This window comes from Clostridium sp. CTA-5 (assembly GCF_054768135.1).
In genome coordinates, this window is record NZ_BAAAAT010000001.1 from 791,092 (window position 1) to 809,754 (window position 18,663).

At 26.3% G+C, this 18,663-nt stretch carries 15 protein-coding genes and 1 riboswitch; of the genes, 13 read left to right on the forward strand and 2 right to left on the reverse strand.

Annotated elements, in window-relative coordinates; genetic code table 11:
- Positions 1-6: 6 nt before the first annotated feature.
- From ACYUET_RS03705 to ACYUET_RS03715, 3 genes are read left to right on the forward strand one after another with little or no spacing between them, the layout of a single operon-like run.
- Positions 7-1,494 (forward strand): aldehyde dehydrogenase family protein, encoded by a 1,488-nt coding sequence (locus ACYUET_RS03705; protein ID WP_460277895.1) that lies wholly within the window; start codon positions 7-9, stop codon positions 1,492-1,494.
- Between the two features lie 17 nt (positions 1,495-1,511).
- A complete protein-coding gene (locus ACYUET_RS03710; RefSeq protein WP_460277896.1) occupies positions 1,512-2,837 on the forward strand; it encodes a 4Fe-4S dicluster domain-containing protein in 1,326 nt (441 codons plus the stop codon).
- A gap of 25 nt (positions 2,838-2,862) precedes the next feature.
- Positions 2,863-3,411 (forward strand): BMC domain-containing protein, encoded by a 549-nt coding sequence (locus ACYUET_RS03715; RefSeq protein WP_460277897.1) that lies wholly within the window; start codon positions 2,863-2,865, stop codon positions 3,409-3,411.
- A 160-nt stretch (positions 3,412-3,571) separates the two neighbouring features.
- Here ACYUET_RS03715 and ACYUET_RS03720 read toward each other — a convergent pair whose 3' ends face one another.
- Positions 3,572-4,774, reverse strand: a complete 1,203-nt coding sequence (locus ACYUET_RS03720; protein ID WP_460277898.1) for an alanyl-tRNA editing protein — start codon at positions 4,772-4,774, stop codon at positions 3,572-3,574.
- Positions 4,775-5,037: 263 nt separating this feature from the next.
- Here ACYUET_RS03720 and ACYUET_RS03725 point away from each other — a divergent pair, with 263 nt between their 5' ends.
- Positions 5,038-5,580 carry a putative ABC transporter permease gene (locus tag ACYUET_RS03725; RefSeq protein WP_460278237.1) on the forward strand — a complete coding sequence of 181 codons (543 nt, stop codon included), beginning with the start codon at positions 5,038-5,040 and terminating at the stop codon, positions 5,578-5,580.
- 117 nt (positions 5,581-5,697) lie between these two features.
- Here ACYUET_RS03725 and ACYUET_RS03730 read toward each other — a convergent pair whose 3' ends face one another.
- Positions 5,698-5,853 carry a hypothetical protein gene (locus tag ACYUET_RS03730; protein WP_460278241.1) on the reverse strand — a complete coding sequence of 52 codons (156 nt, stop codon included), beginning with the start codon at positions 5,851-5,853 and terminating at the stop codon, positions 5,698-5,700.
- Between the two features lie 186 nt (positions 5,854-6,039).
- Here ACYUET_RS03730 and ACYUET_RS03735 point away from each other — a divergent pair, with 186 nt between their 5' ends.
- The 9 genes from ACYUET_RS03735 to ACYUET_RS03775 all read left to right on the forward strand — a co-directional run bounded on the left by ACYUET_RS03735 (position 6,040) and on the right by ACYUET_RS03775 (position 18,524).
- On the forward strand, positions 6,040-6,312 hold the full coding sequence (locus ACYUET_RS03735; protein WP_460277899.1) for a metal-sensing transcriptional repressor: 273 nt from the start codon (positions 6,040-6,042) through the stop codon (positions 6,310-6,312).
- Between the two features lie 869 nt (positions 6,313-7,181).
- Complete coding sequence (locus ACYUET_RS03740; RefSeq protein ID WP_460277900.1) at positions 7,182-7,883, forward strand: response regulator transcription factor; 702 nt, start codon at positions 7,182-7,184, stop codon at positions 7,881-7,883.
- Complete coding sequence (locus tag ACYUET_RS03745; protein ID WP_460277901.1) at positions 7,855-10,011, forward strand: sensor histidine kinase; 2,157 nt, start codon at positions 7,855-7,857, stop codon at positions 10,009-10,011. Before ACYUET_RS03740 ends, ACYUET_RS03745 begins: the two co-directional genes overlap by 29 nt.
- Positions 10,012-10,440: 429 nt before the next feature.
- Positions 10,441-11,334, forward strand: a complete 894-nt coding sequence (locus ACYUET_RS03750) for an ATP-binding cassette domain-containing protein (protein WP_460277902.1) — start codon at positions 10,441-10,443, stop codon at positions 11,332-11,334.
- Between the two features lie 2 nt (positions 11,335-11,336).
- Complete coding sequence (locus ACYUET_RS03755; protein ID WP_460277903.1) at positions 11,337-13,526, forward strand: M1 aminopeptidase family protein; 2,190 nt, start codon at positions 11,337-11,339, stop codon at positions 13,524-13,526.
- Positions 13,513-13,710, forward strand: coding sequence for a hypothetical protein (locus ACYUET_RS03760; protein ID WP_460277904.1), 198 nt, complete (start codon positions 13,513-13,515; stop codon positions 13,708-13,710). Before ACYUET_RS03755 ends, ACYUET_RS03760 begins: the two co-directional genes overlap by 14 nt.
- A gap of 90 nt (positions 13,711-13,800) precedes the next feature.
- Positions 13,801-14,229 carry a hypothetical protein gene (locus ACYUET_RS03765; protein ID WP_460277905.1) on the forward strand — a complete coding sequence of 143 codons (429 nt, stop codon included), beginning with the start codon at positions 13,801-13,803 and terminating at the stop codon, positions 14,227-14,229.
- Positions 14,230-15,008: 779 nt separating this feature from the next.
- Positions 15,009-16,808: a heme NO-binding domain-containing protein gene (locus ACYUET_RS03770; protein WP_460277906.1), complete on the forward strand. Its 1,800-nt coding sequence runs from the start codon at positions 15,009-15,011 to the stop codon at positions 16,806-16,808.
- Between the two features lie 144 nt (positions 16,809-16,952).
- Positions 16,953-17,112: riboswitch (SAM riboswitch) on the forward strand.
- A gap of 101 nt (positions 17,113-17,213) precedes the next feature.
- On the forward strand, positions 17,214-18,524 hold the full coding sequence (locus ACYUET_RS03775) for a Na+/H+ antiporter NhaC family protein (RefSeq protein WP_460277907.1): 1,311 nt from the start codon (positions 17,214-17,216) through the stop codon (positions 18,522-18,524).
- Positions 18,525-18,663 lie beyond the last annotated feature (139 nt).

The following is an 18,663-nucleotide window of genomic DNA, read 5'->3' on the forward strand; positions in this document are numbered from 1 at the left end:
GATTTAATGAATGATTTTAATATGATTGATATAGAAAGTATAGTTAAAAATGTTGTCAAAGAACTTACAGGAAATACTCAAGTTGCTACGTCAGTTGGAACAGAATCTACAGCTAAAAATCCAATTGCAGATATAGAAAAGAAAATAATGGACATTGCAAATTTGAATATGACTTCAGAAGGAGAGTTTGGTGTATTTGATGATATGAATGATGCTATTGAGCATGCATGGTTAGCAGAACAAGAGTACAGAAAAGTTGGGTTGGATAGGAGAACTCAAATAATTCAAGCGTTTAAAGATGAAGTTAGAAAAAATGTAGAAGAAATATCTAGAAGAACATTTGAAGAAACTGGTATGGGAAGATATGAAGATAAAGTACTTAAAAACAACCTTGCCTTGGATAAAACTCCTGGAGTAGAAGATCTTGAAGCAGGTGTTAAAACTGGTGATGGAGGATTAACTCTTTATGAAATGTCTCCATTTGGAGTTATAGGCGCTATTGCACCATCAACAAACCCAACAGAAACAATAATAAATAATGGTATATCTATGCTTGCAGCTGGAAATACGGTTGTATTTTCACCACATCCAGGAGCAAAAGATGTTTCAGTATTTATTATTCAACTTATTAATAAAGCAATAGAAAAAGTAAATGGACCTAAAAATCTTATTGTTACTGTTAAAAAGCCAAGTATTGAGAGTACAAATATAATGCTTAGCCATCCAAAGATTAATATGATTTGTGCTACTGGTGGTCCTGGTATAGTTAAAATAGCATTGTCAAGTGGTAAAAAAGCTATAGGTGCAGGTGCTGGTAATCCTCCAGTAGTAGTAGATGAAACTGCTGATATAGAAAAAGCAGCTGTTGATATAATAGATGGTTGCAGTTTTGATAATAATTTACCATGTATTTGTGAAAAAGAAGTAATAGTAGTTGATAAAGTAGCTGATTACTTAAAGATATGTATGTCAAAATACTGTGCTGTTGAAATAACTGATAAAAATGTAATTAAACAATTAGAAAAATTAGTATTAACTGAAAATGGAACTGTTAATAAGAAATTTGTTGGAAAAAATGCTGATTATATTATGAGTCATTTAGGTATTAATATAGATCCAAGCATAAGAGTAGTTTTTGCAGAAGTTGATAAAGATCATCCATTTGCAGTTGAAGAGCTTATGATGCCAATACTTCCTATAATTAGAGTCAGAAATATAGATGAAGCGATAGATTTAGGCGTTAAACTTGAACATGGAAACAGGCATACAGCTATAATGCACTCAAAGCATATAGATAACTTAAGTAAATTTGCTAAAGCTGTACAAACAACTATATTTGTTAAAAATGCACCTTCGTATGCAGGAATTGGTTACGGTGCAGAAGGACATGGAACATTTACTATTGCAGGACCAACAGGTGAAGGCTTAACATCTGCAAAAACATTTACAAGAAAAAGAAGATGTGTAATGGTAGATAATTTCTCTATTAAATAGAATTGGAGATGAGGTTTGTGGAAAAAAGCTTTTTAGATTTAATAAAAGATGGTGGGTTAATTGGCGCCGGTGGTGCAGGTTTTCCAACTCATGTGAAATTAAATGCTAAAGTAGAGTATGTTATTGTTAATGGTGCAGAATGTGAACCGTTACTTAAAGTGGATCAACAGTTAATGGATCAAAAAGCAAGTGAACTTTTATATGCATTAAATAAAATAGTAGATGAAACTGAGGCGAAAAAAGGGGTCGTTGCCTTAAAAGGAAAATATAAAGCTGCTATAAAGCATTTAAGTGAAAAAATTGGAGAATATCCAAAATTAGAGCTGTTTGAACTTGGTAATTTCTATCCAGCAGGTGATGAACAAGTCACCGTTTATGAAGTTACTAAAAGGGTTGTACCTGAGGGTGGTATTCCATTAAATGTTGGAGTTATAGTTATTAATGTTGAAACATTACTTAATGTATATAACGCACTTAAAGGAAAACCTGTTACAGATAAATATTTAACTATAACTGGCGAAGTTAAAAATCCTATTACAGTAAAAGTACCTATAGGAATTTCTGTAAGACAAGCTCTTGATTTAGCTGGAGGAACTTTAATAGATGATTTTGAAATTATTGATGGTGGTCCTATGATGGGCAAATTAATAGAAAACATAGATAGACCTATAAAGAAAAATACAAAAGGTTTAATAGTAATACCTAAAAATCATAATATAGTATTATCAAAGAAGAAAAATATTCAGTCTATGTTAAAGCAAGCAAGAGCAGCATGTTGTCATTGTTCTATGTGTACGGAAGTATGTCCAAGACACTTACTAGGACATAAAATGGAACCAGACAAAATGATGAGAATTGCAAGCTATGGAGGAACATGTAGCAAAGATATATTGCCAACTACAGCTTTTTTATGTAGTGAATGTGGACTTTGTGAACAGGTATGTGTTATGGGACTTCAACCATGGAAATTAAATAGCTTTTTTAAAGGCGAATTAGCTAAAAATGGAATAAAAAACCCTAACCATAATGCACCAGAAAAATCAGATGATTTTAGAGAGTATAGAAAATTTCCAGTTCATAAACTTAAACAAAGATTAAATATTGAACAATACGATGCTGAAGCGCCTATTCAAGAAAGTGAATATGACTTTTCAGAGGTTGTAATTTTAAGATCACAACATATAGGGGCTAAGACGGAACCAGTTGTTAAGGTTGGAGATAAGGTAGAAAAAGGAGATCTTATTGGAGATATTGCTAGTGATAAATTAGGAGCTAAAATCCATGCTAGTATAAGTGGAATAATAAAAGAAATTACAGATGATAGTATTGTTATATCTAGGTAAGATTTAATGGGAAGGAGAAAGAATGATGAAAAGATCTATTGGATTACTAGAATTTAAAAGTATAGCAAAAGGAATTCAAGCAGCCGACGAAATGGTTAAATCAGCAAATGTTGAATTGACATTATCAACCCCAATGTGCCCTGGAAAATATATAGTAATAATAGCAGGTGATGTAGGTGATGTAACAAATGCTGTAAATGTTGGTAGAGAAGTTGGACATAATTATCTTATAAGCGATTATATTATAGCAAGTGTACATGAAAAAGTATTCCCAGCAATAACAGCTACATCTGATCTAAATCAAATATCTTCAATAGGTATTATAGAAACTATATCTGCTGTTGCGTCTGTAATTGCAGGAGATACAGCTTTAAAAGCAGCAAATGTGGAATTGTTAGAAATAAGGATAGCAAGAGGTCTTGGTGGAAAAGGCTATACAATACTTACAGGAGAGGTATCAGCAGTTAAGGCCGCAGTAGAAGCAGCTGAAACTAAACTTGTAGAAAGTGGAGATATCATAGGTACAGTGGTATTACCATCTCCAGCAAAAGAATTAATTCAAACATTATTATAAGATAAACTTATAATTATATATAATGAAAAAGAATTAAAAAAATCAACCTTTAGAGTTGTAGAGATAGTGGTTGATTTTTTATAATATTCTTCTTTAAAATTAAATATTAGTATAACTTATATTTGAATATAAGTTAATAAAACAGAAAGACACTTTTTTATTAAAGAAAGTTATTTTTTACTTTATTAAATGCATAATCTAATGTACCATCTAAATTAGAATTGTTTTTTCCAGCCCCTTGTGCTAAAGTCTGACTTCCGCCACCTTTGCCATCTATAAGGCTTATTGCATCTTTTAATATTTCACCCATATTTAAAGTATTTAAATTTTTAGAACATGAAAATATAAGGTTTACTTTTTCATTAGAATGTATAGCAATAAGAGTAATTATATTTTCAAATTCAGTGAGCTTAGATACTAGATTGTTTACATATTTAATATTTTGGTTAGTATAAATGGATTTTATAATTTTAATCTCTCCAATTTTATAAGCATTTTCAATCATATCTTTAATTTCATATGTAGACAATTCAATTCTTAATTTTTTATTTTCTTCATTGGTTTCTTTTAGCTTATTACTTAAATTTTTTATTCCATTTATTGCTTCGTATTCATTACGATTTAAATATTTACATATTGAATTTGTAAATTCATCTTTTAAGAAGGAATCCTGTACAGCTTTTTCACCAGCTAAAAACTCAATTCTAGTACCTTGTTTATGTTTTTCATATTTTTTTATTTTTATAAGTCGTAAATCTAATGTAGAACTTGGATGAACTCCACAACAAGCGACCATATCCAAATCACCAATTTTTACGACTCTGATTTCTTCATTTGTATTAGGTAATTTTCTTCTAAGATTCATATTTTTTAGTTCTCTTTTTGTTGGAGTTAAAAATTCAACTTTTAAAGCTTCAGATATCACATTATTAGCAAATTTTTCACACTCTTTAATTTGTTCTTCTGTTAAACGTGCATTGAAGTCTATAGTACTAATTTCACTTCCATGATGTACAGCAATAGTGTTTATATTAAAAAGCTTAAAGATGCATGCTGATAAAATGTGTTGTGCTAAATGCTGATTCATACCATTAGATCTTCTTTTCCAATCTAAAGAGCATTTAACTTTATGTATTTTTATAGGTTTCTTTTCTAATACATGATATATAAGTCCATCTTTTTCATATACATCTAAAACTTCAATTTCTTCGATTTTTCCTAAATCACAATATTGACCTCCACCACCAGGGAAGAAAGCTGTTTTATCTAAAACAACATGAAATTTACCATTCAATTCTTTAATTTCTGCAATTTCTGCTGTAAAAGTTTTTAAATATTGATTTTCATAAAATAGTTTTTCCATTGTTATTTCTCCTAAAGATATCCGTGTAGTTTATGTTAAACGGATTGAATTATATTATTTGGCTGTGGTTTAATTCAGTTTTGATATTTGTTTATAAATACTATTTTAAATATATCTTTATATTTACTAATATCTTAAAAATATTATATCAGTTAATAACAATAAAGTAAGTAATTTAATAAATAAATTTAATAATTTATGCCAATACTAGTATTAGTTTGATAACTTTTAAAGTTTTAAACAAAAAGAATATTGAAAGAATGGTGAAAGTTTTGGATTTAATCTATTACACATTATTTAGTTTTGTTATTTATTCTTTTTTAGGCTGGATTATTGAAGAAGTTTATTGTTTTTATAAAAAACATAAATTCAAGGAAGATGGATTCTTAATAGGCCCTTTTAAACCTATGTATGGAATAGCTGTAAGTATTTTGGTGATATTTAAAAATTATTTTCACAATAATAGTATAATTATATTAATATTATGTTTATTAATTCCATCAATTGTAGAATATATCAGTGGAGATATTTTGCAGTCTATTTTTAATAAAAAATATTGGGATTATTCTAATCTTAAATACAATTTAAATGGATTAATAAGTATAAGATTTTCAATATATTGGGCTTTTTTAACGTTTTTTGGATTGAAATATTTTGAACCATTTATTAATAATATATATAATAGTTATAATAATATTTTTTATGTTATAATTCCAATTTTAATAATATATTTATTAATAGATTTTTATATAACTGTAAATACTTTATTAAAAATAAGTATTACTAAAAAACATAATAATATTTAATAAATATTACACAAACATAAAAAGGGGTAATAAGATAAGGACTATCTTTAAAAATAACTTTGATAATTTTAAGATAGTCCTATTTAGATTATTATAGTGATATTAATATTTTATTATTTAAAACCCTTTCTTTTTAGCATCAATTCCACTTTCATTTAATGCAGGTTTTTCTAAAGTAGTATTAAAGCTACTTTTAGCTGTTTGTCCTTGTGTTTTGTTACCATTTTTTAAATAATTTTTTTCTGAATATACCTTCTTATTTTGACTATGCAAAACCATCATCTCCTTAAAATTTAATATACTTATAGTATTATCAAAATTTTAATTATTAAAATGGTTATTTATACAATTACTTCAATAAGTAAGAAATTAATTATCACTATACTTTATCTAACAATATATAATATAGTAATATAGTTAAAAAACTAAATTTTTTGTAAACAATTAATAGGAGGTAATTTGGAAGAGAATATTATTTATAGTGAAACTTATATTATAAAAATGATATTAATTATAATAAGACATGCTGAGATATTAGAAAATATCTATTGTAAAGAAGATATGGATAATAAAACGTTAATAAAAATAGAATCATTTAAATCACTATTAAATAATACTGGCAAGATAATACTAAAATCTCATATGTCAAATTGTATAGAGCAATTAGTTAGAGATAATAATCAGGACTCTATTACAAAACTTAATGATGTAATGGAGAGGATTTTAAAATAATTATTATATTTTTAGTTTATAAAAGAGTTAACTTGATATGACTTTTAATGTCTTTTAAGTTAACTTTTTTTATTTTTAAATATTATAAAAATTTTAACTTTTAGATTTAATTATCACATTGTAAACTTTTTATGTCAATTTATAGAATTTTATATTTTTCTTTAGAAAATCTTTCGATTTTTTTGAAGCTTATTTTTAATTAGTAAATATATAATTTTACTATAGTCAAAGAAGTAATACATTTAATAACCAAATAAATTAAATACATTATATAAAATTACTTTATTTATATATGGACTCTATAAATAAGATATATATGAATAGATTTAGCGATATATTTACAAATTTTGTACATTCATCATTTAAAGTTTTGTTTGGTATTATTTTTATAGTTAGTTTTGGAATGATATTTGTACAGTTAATTAGTTTTAATATTAGTGTAGTAGTTTTCTTCATTGTAGTGATTGTATCACTATTTATTGGTTATAAAGTAATAAATATAAATATGGGTTTAAATAAGGTAGTATTGTTAATTTTAGTTATTAAATTTATACTTAGAGTATTGTGGCAATTAAAATAAAGAGATAAATTTATTTTATATAATATTTTGTGGGTATGGATTTCTTTATTCAATTATTGAGTCACAATCTAGATATTCATACAGTATATGTTGGGTATTTATAATATTAAGATTGAATGGTATTGATATTATTAAAAGGAGGTTTGTTGTAAAAATAGAGAAAGAAAAAAGATATATTAAATACAAAAGATGGTTGCAAAAGAATTTTGCATACAAATAATTTATAAATTATTACACTTTAATTAGGTATTATAAATTATAAAAATTAAGTAAGGGTGTTTAAATAATAATGAATTTATATAATATTTTAATTGTAGAAGATGAAAAAGAGATAGCAGATGCTATTGAAATATATTTAAATAATCAAGGATACAACGTTTTTAAAGCACACAATGGTATAGAAGGTTTAGAAATTATAGATAAAGAGGAACTACATTTAGCAATTGTAGACATAATGATGCCAAAAATGGATGGAATTAAGATGACTATGAAGCTTAGAGAAAACTATGATTTCCCAGTTATCATGCTTTCAGCAAAATCAGAAGAAATTGATAAAATAATGGGACTTAATATAGGGGCAGATGATTATGTTGCAAAGCCATTTAATCCAATGGAACTTTTAGCAAGAGTTAATTCTCAACTTAGAAGGTATTCTAAATATTTGAATCTTATAAATAAATCTGAAAATAATAATACGTTTATAATAGGTGGACTTGAATTAAATACTGAAACTAAAGAAGTTATGGTGGATGGAAATTTATTGAAATTCACTCCTATAGAATTTAAAATATTACATTTACTTATAAAAAATCCTGGAAGAGTTTTTCCGGCAGAAGAAATATATGAGCAAGTTTGGAATGAAAATGCTATTAATACTGATACTGTTATGGTACATGTAAGAAATATAAGAGAAAAAATAGAACTAGATCCTAAAAATCCCAAATATTTAAAGGTGGTGTGGGGTGTTGGATACAAAATTGAAAAACTATAAAAAACCTTATTTTATAAATATAATAGCAATAATAATATTAATTATAACTTCCACAATAATAATATCTACTTATCCAAAAATAAAAAATATTTGTAGTAGAGGTATATCTTCTCCTTATGAAAATGAAGGTCTTTTAACTGGTATGTATCAAGGTAACTTTGTATTGTATAAAGATGTTTTAGAAAGAGAACAAGGAGAAAATTTAAGTTATGGAACAGCATATCTTAAATCTAATAAAACTGATAATTATGACAAAGTAATTAACGAGATAAATTCTGAATTAGGATCTTGGGATGAATATTTAAATGAAGCTCTTAAAAATTTAGATTATTTAGTGTTGGATAAAGAAGAAAATATTATAAGAACAAATACGAAAAATGATTTAACTATATTATTAAATGAAAATTTAAAAAATGATGATATTAAAGCTTTGGAGAACAAATATGATTTTTATATTATTATACAATTCAATAATGATGGATTATTAACAATAAAAAAAGTTTATGGAATTGATGAATTTGAAATAAAAAAGATATTTTCAAATTTTAATTTTAAATCTTATTTTAATTATTCAAATGATATTCAATTTAATACAATAAAGAATACTATTTTTGTTTATGGAATACCTAAGGAGCTAGAATATAAAGATAATATAAGTTTAATAAGAGGATGTGCAGCAAATCTAGAGTGGGAAAAACTAGTATCAATTTCAAAAATAATATTAAGTTTTATTTTAGCAATAGCATTATTAATTCCTTATAAAAAAGGTAAAGATGTATTTGGAATTAAAATATTTTTTAAAATTCCATTTGAAATTAATCTTTTTATATTGGGATGGGCTGGTGTAATTTCAGTTTTTTATTCAAGCGCTATTATTTTGCAAACATTGCAAGGTACTCTTTGTAGAGGGTGGATGATATCAGAGATAAGCTCGGAATTTGATTGGTTTTTAAGAATTATAGTAAACATAATTGTATGGTCACTTATAATCTATTTTATATTTATAGATTGCATGCTTTTAAAACACATATTAAATATTGGAATAGTAAAATATTTTAAAGAAAATTTATTTATTATTAAGGCTTTCAAAGTATTAAAGAATAGAATAAATAATTTTATTGAAGGTATAGAAAATATAGATTTAACTGATAAATCAAATAAATTTATTATTAAAATACTTGGAGTTAATTTTATTATACTTTTGGTGAGTTGTTCTATGTGGATATTTGGAATAGTACCGTGTATTATATATACTTTAATATTATTTTTTATATTTAGAAAATATTTAGACAATATTAAGAGGAAATATGGAGTACTTCTGGGTGCTGCGAATAAAATTGCAGAAGGAAACTTGGATATTGAAATAAATGAAGATTTAGGCTTCTTTAATCCTTTCAAACAACAAATAGAAAAAATACAACAGGGATTTAAAAAGGCTGTTGATGAAGAAGTTAAAAGTCAAAAGATGAAAACTGATCTTATATCAAATGTATCTCATGATTTAAAAACACCTCTTACATCAATAATAACTTATATTGATTTATTAAAAAATAAAAATATAGCTGAAGAGGATAGGCAATCTTATATTAATACATTAGATAAAAAATCACAAAGATTAAAATTTTTAATTGAAGATTTATTTGAGGTAAGTAAAGCAACAAGTGGAAATATTAACTTAAATTTAGTTAATGTAGATATAGTAGAACTAATGAGACAAACAGAGATTGAATTAGAAGATAAAATAAAGAAATCTGAATTGATTTTTAGAAATAATTTTCCGGAAAATAAAGTTATATTAAATCTAGATAGTCAAAAAACATTTAGGATTTTTGAGAATCTTATAAACAATATAATTAAATATGCGATGAAAAATTCTAGAGTATATATAGATATTTTAGAAAAAGAAGATAGTGTAGAAATTATATTAAAGAATATGTCTTCTGTAGAAATTGATTTTAATGCAAAAGATATATCTGAAAGATTTGTAAGAGGAGATAAATCACGTAATACAGATGGATCAGGACTCGGTCTTGCAATAGCAAAAAGTTTTGTTGAAATTCAAGGTGGAAGTTTTGATATTAATGTTGATGGTGATTTATTTAAAGTAATAATTGAATTTAAGAAATAAATAATTAAAAGAATAAGATAAGGAAAACAATTGTTAAATTTTAAATTATCTTATTAAAGATAATTCTAAATTAAAATACCTGGATTAGTTCAGGTATTTTTTTTGTTTTTATTTTGGAATTTATTCTATATTATGAATTACAAAAAAGTAGTCTTTAGAAAATCTTTAGAAAGCTTTTAGGATTGCCATTACTTTTATTATAATTTTCTTATAAAATATTGTGTATTATAAAAGTGCAACTTATAAGGGGATAATTACTATATTTGTTATTATATTTTAACCACATAATCAATAATATATAAGCTTATTTATCATATGAGAATTAATAATTAAAAACAATAAATATAAAAGATTAAAAATTATTAATTTAGCATTTTACTAAGATATATGTTTTTGTACTAGATATTAAATTGAAAGGATAATAGAATTATGAAAATTTCATTTAAAAATTTAAATATGACTTACCAAACAAGTAAAAAGGTATTGCAGGATATTTCTTTAGAAATGGAAAGGCCAAGCCTTATTGGTCTTTTGGGTCCTAATGGAGCAGGAAAATCAACTCTTATGAAACTACTTGTAGCAGGACTAATACCAACTAGTGGAGAGATTCTTATAGATAATGTACCTTTGCTTAAAAATGAAAAAAAGTTAAAGACACGCTTAGGATATTTGCCTCAATCATTTGGACTTTATGACGAGCTTACAGTATGGCAATTCCTTGATTATATAGCAGCACTTAAAGGAATAAAGAATAGAAAAAAGATTATTAATGATGTAATTAAAAAAACTAATCTGATAGAAAAAAGGAAAGCACGTATTTCTACTTTATCTGGTGGTCAAAGACAACGTGTAGGTATTGCTCAAGCATTTATAGGAAATCCAGAAGTATTAATTTTTGATGAACCAACCGTTGGACTTGATCCAGAAGAACGTATCAATTTCCGTAATTTATTTTCTAAAACTGCACAGGATAAGATTGTCTTATTATCTACTCATATAATTGAAGATGTACAATCAGTTTGTGATAAATTGATTGTTATTAATCATGGTCATATTCTATTTACAGGTACACCAGAGGAATTAATTGCTCTAGCTCATAATCATGTTGGGGTATTTGAAGAAAAAATAACAGTAAGCACTTATTTTAAGGAGAAAGCAGAAAAAACTACTAATCATGAATATAAGGTCACAGCTAGAGTTAATACATCTCGAGGAATTACCTGCCGTATTGTAGCAAAAATTTTACCAGCTTTTGTACAAGTTGTAGAACCTACTCTTGAAGATGCTTATATGTATCTTATTATGATGGATGAGGTGAAATAATCATGGGATTTTGTCTTTATTTAAAGGTTGAATTGAATCGTATTTTTCACTCAAAAACTGTTAAATTAATTATTTTACTTACTATGATTTGCCCAATGTCAGGATATAAGATATATAAAACTACAGAATTTTCAACTTTATCTGGTGATTTAATTGGAAATCCATGTGTTGCTGGAGCACTTGAAGGGGGAATTTTATTTGCATTTTTAACCTTATTAGAATTTAATCGTGTACGCAAGCATCAGATTGGAGTGTTAATGGATAGCATTGCATCACCTTTAATTATGAATATAGTAAGATTAATTTCACTAGCAATAGTCGCTATTGTTAGTGTTACTGTTACAACAATAGCATATTTTCCATATACATTTTTGAAAATGAGGAATATTTTTAGTTCATATACTTACTTTAATAGTTTTTTTTTATTGATGTTACCTTCAATTCTTCTATCAATTTTAGTAGCTTCTGCATTTTATCAAATTTTTTATCGTGTAGATCTTAGTATGGTAGCATTTATTACTTTTATGTTTATAAGTTTCAGTAAATGGTTTGATGAGAACAACATTTTACATTGGATAAAACCATCTGTACCAGAACTTTCAGATGATTTCAGTAATGCAATGGTATTTCGGTTAATGCAACATAATCGTTTATTTTGGTTTTTGTTATTGGGTGGATTTTGGTTAATTGGGTTACTGTGTGTTCGCCAGTATGGAAAAGGATTATTGTGGTCAATTATACGTAATTTAAGAAAAGTTTATATTCCATTCTTAGCTGTGACACTAATCAGCAATGGATGTTATGCTTACAAAAATCAACCATATGTTTATTATGAAGACTCTGAAGTTGATGATTCAGAGTGGATAAATAGACAACTCGAATTATCAAATACTGATGCTGAAATTTCATTTGATACTAGTAAAGGGAGCCTTTCAGGAAAGGCAACTTACTCTCTTCAAAATCTAAGTAGTAGTGAGCAAGAATGCAAACTTAGAATGAGGCAAGGATATACTCTTCATACTATTATAGTAAATGGGAAAAAGGTTTTATTTAAAGATTCAAATATTAGTGATGCGAGGGATATTACGTTTATCTTACCCGATGATAAGGAAATTAAAGTTTTTATAGAATATGAAGGTATGCCTAAAATTGATAAAGAGTTCAGTGATAAGCTAGTTGATACTACTAATATCAGTGATAAATATATAGATTTGCCTAGTTATAAACTTTTTCCAGGACTCAGAGTTGCAAAAAGCAAGGATAATACTCAGATCACAGCTAAGATTACTATGCCTGATGGTCTTATACCAGTTGTGGACCCAGCTCAAAAGGTAAATGACGATCTAGTAGCAAATAAAACTGGTGATACAGTGAAGCTACTCTCTGAGGATGGAAATAATAAAACATGGTTTATTCATGTTGATGGTACATCTTTTTCTTTAATGGCTGGGGATTATGTCATGAAGAAGTTGGGAAACCAATATATGCCAATAGAATTCTACTATAGCAGTAAATTTGAGAATAATATGAAAAATATGAATGCTGAAAAGATGATGAAAGATACAGTTGATTATTGTACTGCTCATTATGGTAAACTTTATAATACTTCTGAAACTAGCCCACTTAAAATAGTACAAAACACAGCATTCTTTAATGGTGGAATGGCGTTACCAAATTTTAGTACTATGTCAGAAACTTATTTTAGTGATGAAAATCTAAGTGATAAATCAAAGGGAGCATCTAGAGGTGAAGTGCTGTCTCATGAAATTACTCATCAATGGTGGGGACCAAAATGTAGAGATTCTGGAGAAGCACTTACTGTATATACTACTTATCGAGTGATGAAAGAAAAATATGGGGAAGAATATGTTCAAAAAAATTATGTGGATCAATGGAAGAAGCATATAAAAGACCAAAATAGTAATTTTTATATTAGACATCCTGAATATTTAGACATACTACCAGAAAAATATGCCACCGAGATTTTAAAGGGTGATAGAGTTATAGATCAATACTCTAAAAAGCCACTTCAAATTTTGAAAGCATCTCAATTGGTTGGGGGTGAAGATAATTTAGATAAAATTTTAGCTAATCTATATAAGAAAATAGAAAAAGAGAGTATTGCATGGCAAGATTTTTTAGATGCTTGTGGCCTTAAAGAGGAGGATTTGAATGTTGATGAGCTTATTTAAATATGAACTTAAACGATTGCTTTTAAATAAATTTTTTTTAGGAATATTAATTATCTCTGCTTTATACAGTCATCAAGTTATGTGTGGAGATATTATTCTTGGAGTTGCAAATACTGCACCATTTTCTGGATGGAGCTATGGAGTATACCTTGGTAAAATATTACCAATTTTACTTATTGCATAGCTCTTTTTTATATCTTTTCTTTATTCAAAACAAGAAAAAAAAGTACAAGTTTTAACTAAAGCAACTCCTATTGATCCATTTAAGTTTCAAATGTTACGCTATGGAACTATTATTATAGCTTTTATTTTAATTTCTCTTGTACCGATTGGATATAGTCTTTGGTTTTACAAAATAAATTTTCATTTTACTAACTTTGGAAGTTTTATATTTCCAACAATTATAACACTGCTACCAGCAATGTTGTTTGTATTTGGATTAGGAACGATTGGTGGGAGATATCATCAAGGAATAATTTTTGTACTAATGGTAGTTATGATACTTATAAACTATGTTTCACTACCATATGCAGTTGATTTATTTGGAGGAAATTTCTATTCTAATTATCCAGTATCTTTAGATATAGTGGAGCCAGCTTTTTCACTACCTAAAAATGTACTAATTGGGAAACTTGTATATGTACTAGTTGGAATTATGATGATATTAATAAGTATTATTTCAAAGAAGCAAAACAAATGTTAAATTATTAAAAAACAACAGAGATTGCGATTCGTAATCTCTGTTGTTTTACTCTTTTTTATTATTTATTTTTTAAACTTCATTAATTTCCTAGTAATATTTTTATTAGATACTATTTAACTACTAATTAAGATAATTATAATAGTATTAGGATAAGAAAAGTGGAGGAAACTTGAAAGGATTTCTGATTATAAGCCATTTAAATTCCTATGGGAATAATGTAAAAATGAATGTGATAATAAAATTTAAATGTGGTTTAACTTAGTATGTATTAAAACAATTGTTATTAAAGATTTTAATTTTTGTTTAAATATAAACGTTAGTGTGCAATACCTTTATAAACTAAAAAACACAATAAAAAAAGCAATAACTATCAATAACATATCACAAAACAATATATAAAGTTAAAACACTTTTGTATAATATTATAAAAGATAAATAAGTAACAAAGTAAAATTTAGATATATTTTAAAGAATACAAAATATATCTAAAAGTTAAAAAACAAAATAGTTATAGTATAATTTTATAAATCAATATTTAACTATAAAAATACATTATTGTGTTAGATTTTTATTAATTAGATTTTAAAAATTAGATGTATAAACATTAACGCTTATATCTTTGAGTTTGTAGTTTTTTATTAGTAAGATAATATAATTATAAATAATCATATTATCTTACTAATAAAACTATATTATTGTATAATTAAGATGTATAATTAATATAGGTTACAATGAAATAATAATTATTACTTTGTAAATAGATTAGGAGGTATTTAGTGATGAAAGGAACAGTTGTTGCAACATGGATGAGAACTAATAGAAAACTATTTGGAGATTCAACTGTTGATAAAGCAATGGATCATGTTGGATGGGGAAGTAATAAAATATTTTCACCTATTGAAAACATTAATGATCAAGAAGTAAAAAAAATAATATCATATATAGCTAAGGAACAAAATATGGAAGTTGGTATGCTTTGGAGAAAAATAGGACAAGACAATATACAATCATTTAGTAAAGATTATCCAGCATTTTTTAGACATGATAATGTATATTCATTTTTAAAATCTATGTTTGATGTTCATGTAGTAATGACAAAAAAATTTAAGGGAGCAAAACCACCTTTAGTTTTAATTGAGCCTATATCAAATAAGGAAGCTATATTTAGTTATAGTTCTTCTAGGGGAATGTTTGATTATTTTCTTGGGATGCTAGAAGGATCTTGCCAGTATTTTGGTGAAAAAGTAGAAAAAGAAGAATTATTAAGAACCAATACTGAACTAAAGATTAAGCTTACTTTTGAGAAAGATATATATTATAATAAAAAATACTTTTTTAATAATTTACTTTCCTTTGGATTTATTAAAAATTTTGGATTAAAAGCAGGAATATTTACGTTTTTAATATCAGCAATAGTTATGATACCTATGTTAGGTATAGATAATATATTTAAAGCATTAATTGGAAGTATTGTATCTGGTATAGGAACATTTTGTGGTGTTTCACTAATGATGTCTCCTACTAATTTAATAAAAGAAGAAATTAGTAGAATTATAAATAATCAATACAATATTGATGGACAAGTTACAACAAATGATTTTTTTGAAGATATATATAGTTTACTTAAAAGTCACAAAAAAGTTATACAAGCAGATTTTGTTGGATTTAAAGGTGTTACAGATGAAATGAACACTTTTGTAAATAATATAAATATAATTTCTGACTCAATGAATCATACATCTAATGAAATAGGAGGAGTTGTTGAACAGGTTGCAAATGGTGCTGTTATGCAAGCACAAAATACAGATAATGCAGTACAAGCACTTAATGGAAATATTCAAGCGTTAAAACTTATAGTAGAAAATGAAAATACTAATAAATCGCAACTTGAAGATGCAATGGAAAAGATAAATAATAGTTATGAAAATGTAGAGAATACTAGTAAAAGTATTTTAAAGTCTTTAGATACATTTAACGAAGTTAAAGACAAAGGTACACGTCTTGAAGGAAAAGCAAAAAATATAACTAGTATAGTTTCTATAGTTTCAGGAATATCCGAACAAACGAATTTACTTGCTTTAAATGCTTCTATTGAAGCAGCAAGAGCAGGAGAACAGGGAAAGGGGTTTGCTGTTGTAGCTGAATCAATAAGAAAGTTAGCTGAACAGTCAAAAGATGCAGTAGAAGAAATAAACTCTAATTTAAAACAATTTGTAGAAGAAATCAAATCCTTAGTAGAAGATATAGAAGTTCAATATAATTTATTAGAAAAACAAACAGATAGTTTAGGTATTGTCAGAAACATAAGTTTTGAAGCAAATAAATCTGTGCAAAGTGTAGCTATTTCTATGATAGAAACTATAAATAAGTTAAATACTGAAGCACATTCTATATCTAATGTTTATGATAGTATAGAGTCACTCGCTGCTATTGCTCAAGAGAATTCAGCATCTTCGGAAGAAGTAAGTGCTAATGTAATAAATTATACTAATGAAATAAAGAAACTTATAGATAATATATATGATTTTAAAGGAATTACTGAAACATTTAAAAATGATTTAGAAAAATACAAAATTTAATTTTCTAGAAAATAATATATTTTAAATACCACAAATTTAGAGATAATTTTGTGGTATTTTTATTAAATTTACTTATATTCTATAATTAGTATAAGTTTATATTGACATTGTTTAATTATATTGTTAAAATTATTAAAAAAGAATAGCTTATCAAGAGTGGTGGAGGGACTGGCCCTATGAAGCCCAGCAACCTACTTTAATTTAGTAGTTAAATTTAATTATTGCTAGTTTAGTAATAATTATCATTTTTATGTTTAAAATTATTTAAATTAAAAGCGTGGTGCCAAATCCTGTTAGATAAGAAGTTTAATATAATATATGAATATATAAATATATAAATAAAGCTTCACTATGGGTTGAGGCTTTTCTTTTTTGCTTAAAATTAATAATATAGGGAGAGTGTCGATGAAAAAAGAAGTAAGTATAAAAGCACTATTACCATTATTGGTATTTTTAATAGTGTATGTTGGAGTATCTTTGTTAGCTGGAGATATGTATGCAGTATCAGTAATAATTCCTTTTCTAGCATCAGCAATAACAGCATTAATGATGAATAAAGGAAAGAACTTAAATGAGAAATTAGAGATATTTTGTAAAGGTGCAGGAGATAATAATGTTATTCTAATGATATTAATATTCATACTCGCGGGAGCATTTGCTCAGGTTGCAAAAGATATGGGCGCGGTAGATTCAACTGTAAATCTAGGATTATCAATATTACCAAGCAATTTATTAATTGTTGGATTATTTTTAATTGCATGTTTTATAGCGCTTTCAGTTGGAACTTCTATGGGAACTATAGTTGCATTAGTTCCAATTGCTGTTGGTATAGCAGATAAAACTGGGGTAACAGTAGCAATTGCAGTAGGAGCTGTTGTTAGTGGAGCTATGTTTGGAGATAATCTATCAATAATTTCTGATACTACTATAGCTGCAACAAGAACCCAAGGATGTGAAATGAAGGACAAGTTTAAAATGAATTTTAGAATTGTACTTCCAGCGGCAATAGTAACGGCGATACTTTTTGGAATAGTAACAAGAAGTGCATCAGTTATTGATGTAGAAAAATTAGATTATAGTATAATTAAAATTATACCATACATTGCAGTTATAACATCATCATTAATGGGACTAAATGTTATGATTGTATTATTTGGTGGAATATTTATTGCGGGAACTATTGGATTTGTTTATGGTAGTTTTGACGTTATAGAATTTTGTAGATCAATTTCTACAGGGATATCTGGAATGAGTGAATTAATAATTATATCTTTATTAATAGCAGGAACAATAGCTTTAATTAAAGAAAATGGTGGAATAGAATATATATTGACAAAGGGATTAAAGAGATTTAAAAATAAAAGAAGTGCAGAGTTTGGCATAGCTACCTTAGTAAGTTTAGTAGATATATGTACTGCAAACAATACTATAGCAATAGTAACTGTAGGACCAATAGCTAAAAATATTTCGGATGAATTTGATTTAGAACCTAAAAGAGTTGCAGGAATAATGGATATGTTTTCTTGTGTTTTTCAAGGAATAATTCCATATGGAGCTCAATTAATTTCAGCTGCAGGCTTAGCAGCAATATCACCTTTTGCTATAATGCAATATTTATTTTATCCTTATCTAATGGGTGTATGTGCAATAATATCAATATTATGGTATCACAGAAACGAGTCTGAAAATTTAACATTAAAAGAAGAAATATCTTAATTTCAAAAATATATAATGTACAGCTAGTAAGCAAGAGTAGATTCTTAAGCTTACTAGCTTTTTTAGTGTGGATATAGAGCAGAATTTAAATAACGTATTATCTTTTTAATAAGTTAAATTATAATTTTTTTAGTATAAA

Excerpts from the sequence above, each read along its gene's own strand:
- ACYUET_RS03705 (WP_460277895.1), top strand. The coding sequence starts at position 7 with ATGAATGATTTTAATATGATTGATATAGAAAGTATAGTTAAAAATGTT.
- ACYUET_RS03715 (WP_460277897.1), top strand. The coding sequence starts at position 2,863 with ATGAAAAGATCTATTGGATTACTAGAATTTAAAAGTATAGCAAAAGGA.
- ACYUET_RS03720 (WP_460277898.1), bottom strand. The coding sequence starts at position 4,774 with ATGGAAAAACTATTTTATGAAAATCAATATTTAAAAACTTTTACAGCA.
- ACYUET_RS03740 (WP_460277900.1), top strand. The coding sequence starts at position 7,182 with ATGAATTTATATAATATTTTAATTGTAGAAGATGAAAAAGAGATAGCA.
- ACYUET_RS03750 (WP_460277902.1), top strand. The coding sequence starts at position 10,441 with ATGAAAATTTCATTTAAAAATTTAAATATGACTTACCAAACAAGTAAA.
- ACYUET_RS03755 (WP_460277903.1), top strand. The coding sequence starts at position 11,337 with ATGGGATTTTGTCTTTATTTAAAGGTTGAATTGAATCGTATTTTTCAC.
- ACYUET_RS03760 (WP_460277904.1), top strand. The coding sequence starts at position 13,513 with ATGAGCTTATTTAAATATGAACTTAAACGATTGCTTTTAAATAAATTT.
- ACYUET_RS03765 (WP_460277905.1), top strand. The coding sequence starts at position 13,801 with ATGTTACGCTATGGAACTATTATTATAGCTTTTATTTTAATTTCTCTT.
- ACYUET_RS03770 (WP_460277906.1), top strand. The coding sequence starts at position 15,009 with ATGAAAGGAACAGTTGTTGCAACATGGATGAGAACTAATAGAAAACTA.
- ACYUET_RS03775 (WP_460277907.1), top strand. The coding sequence starts at position 17,214 with ATGAAAAAAGAAGTAAGTATAAAAGCACTATTACCATTATTGGTATTT.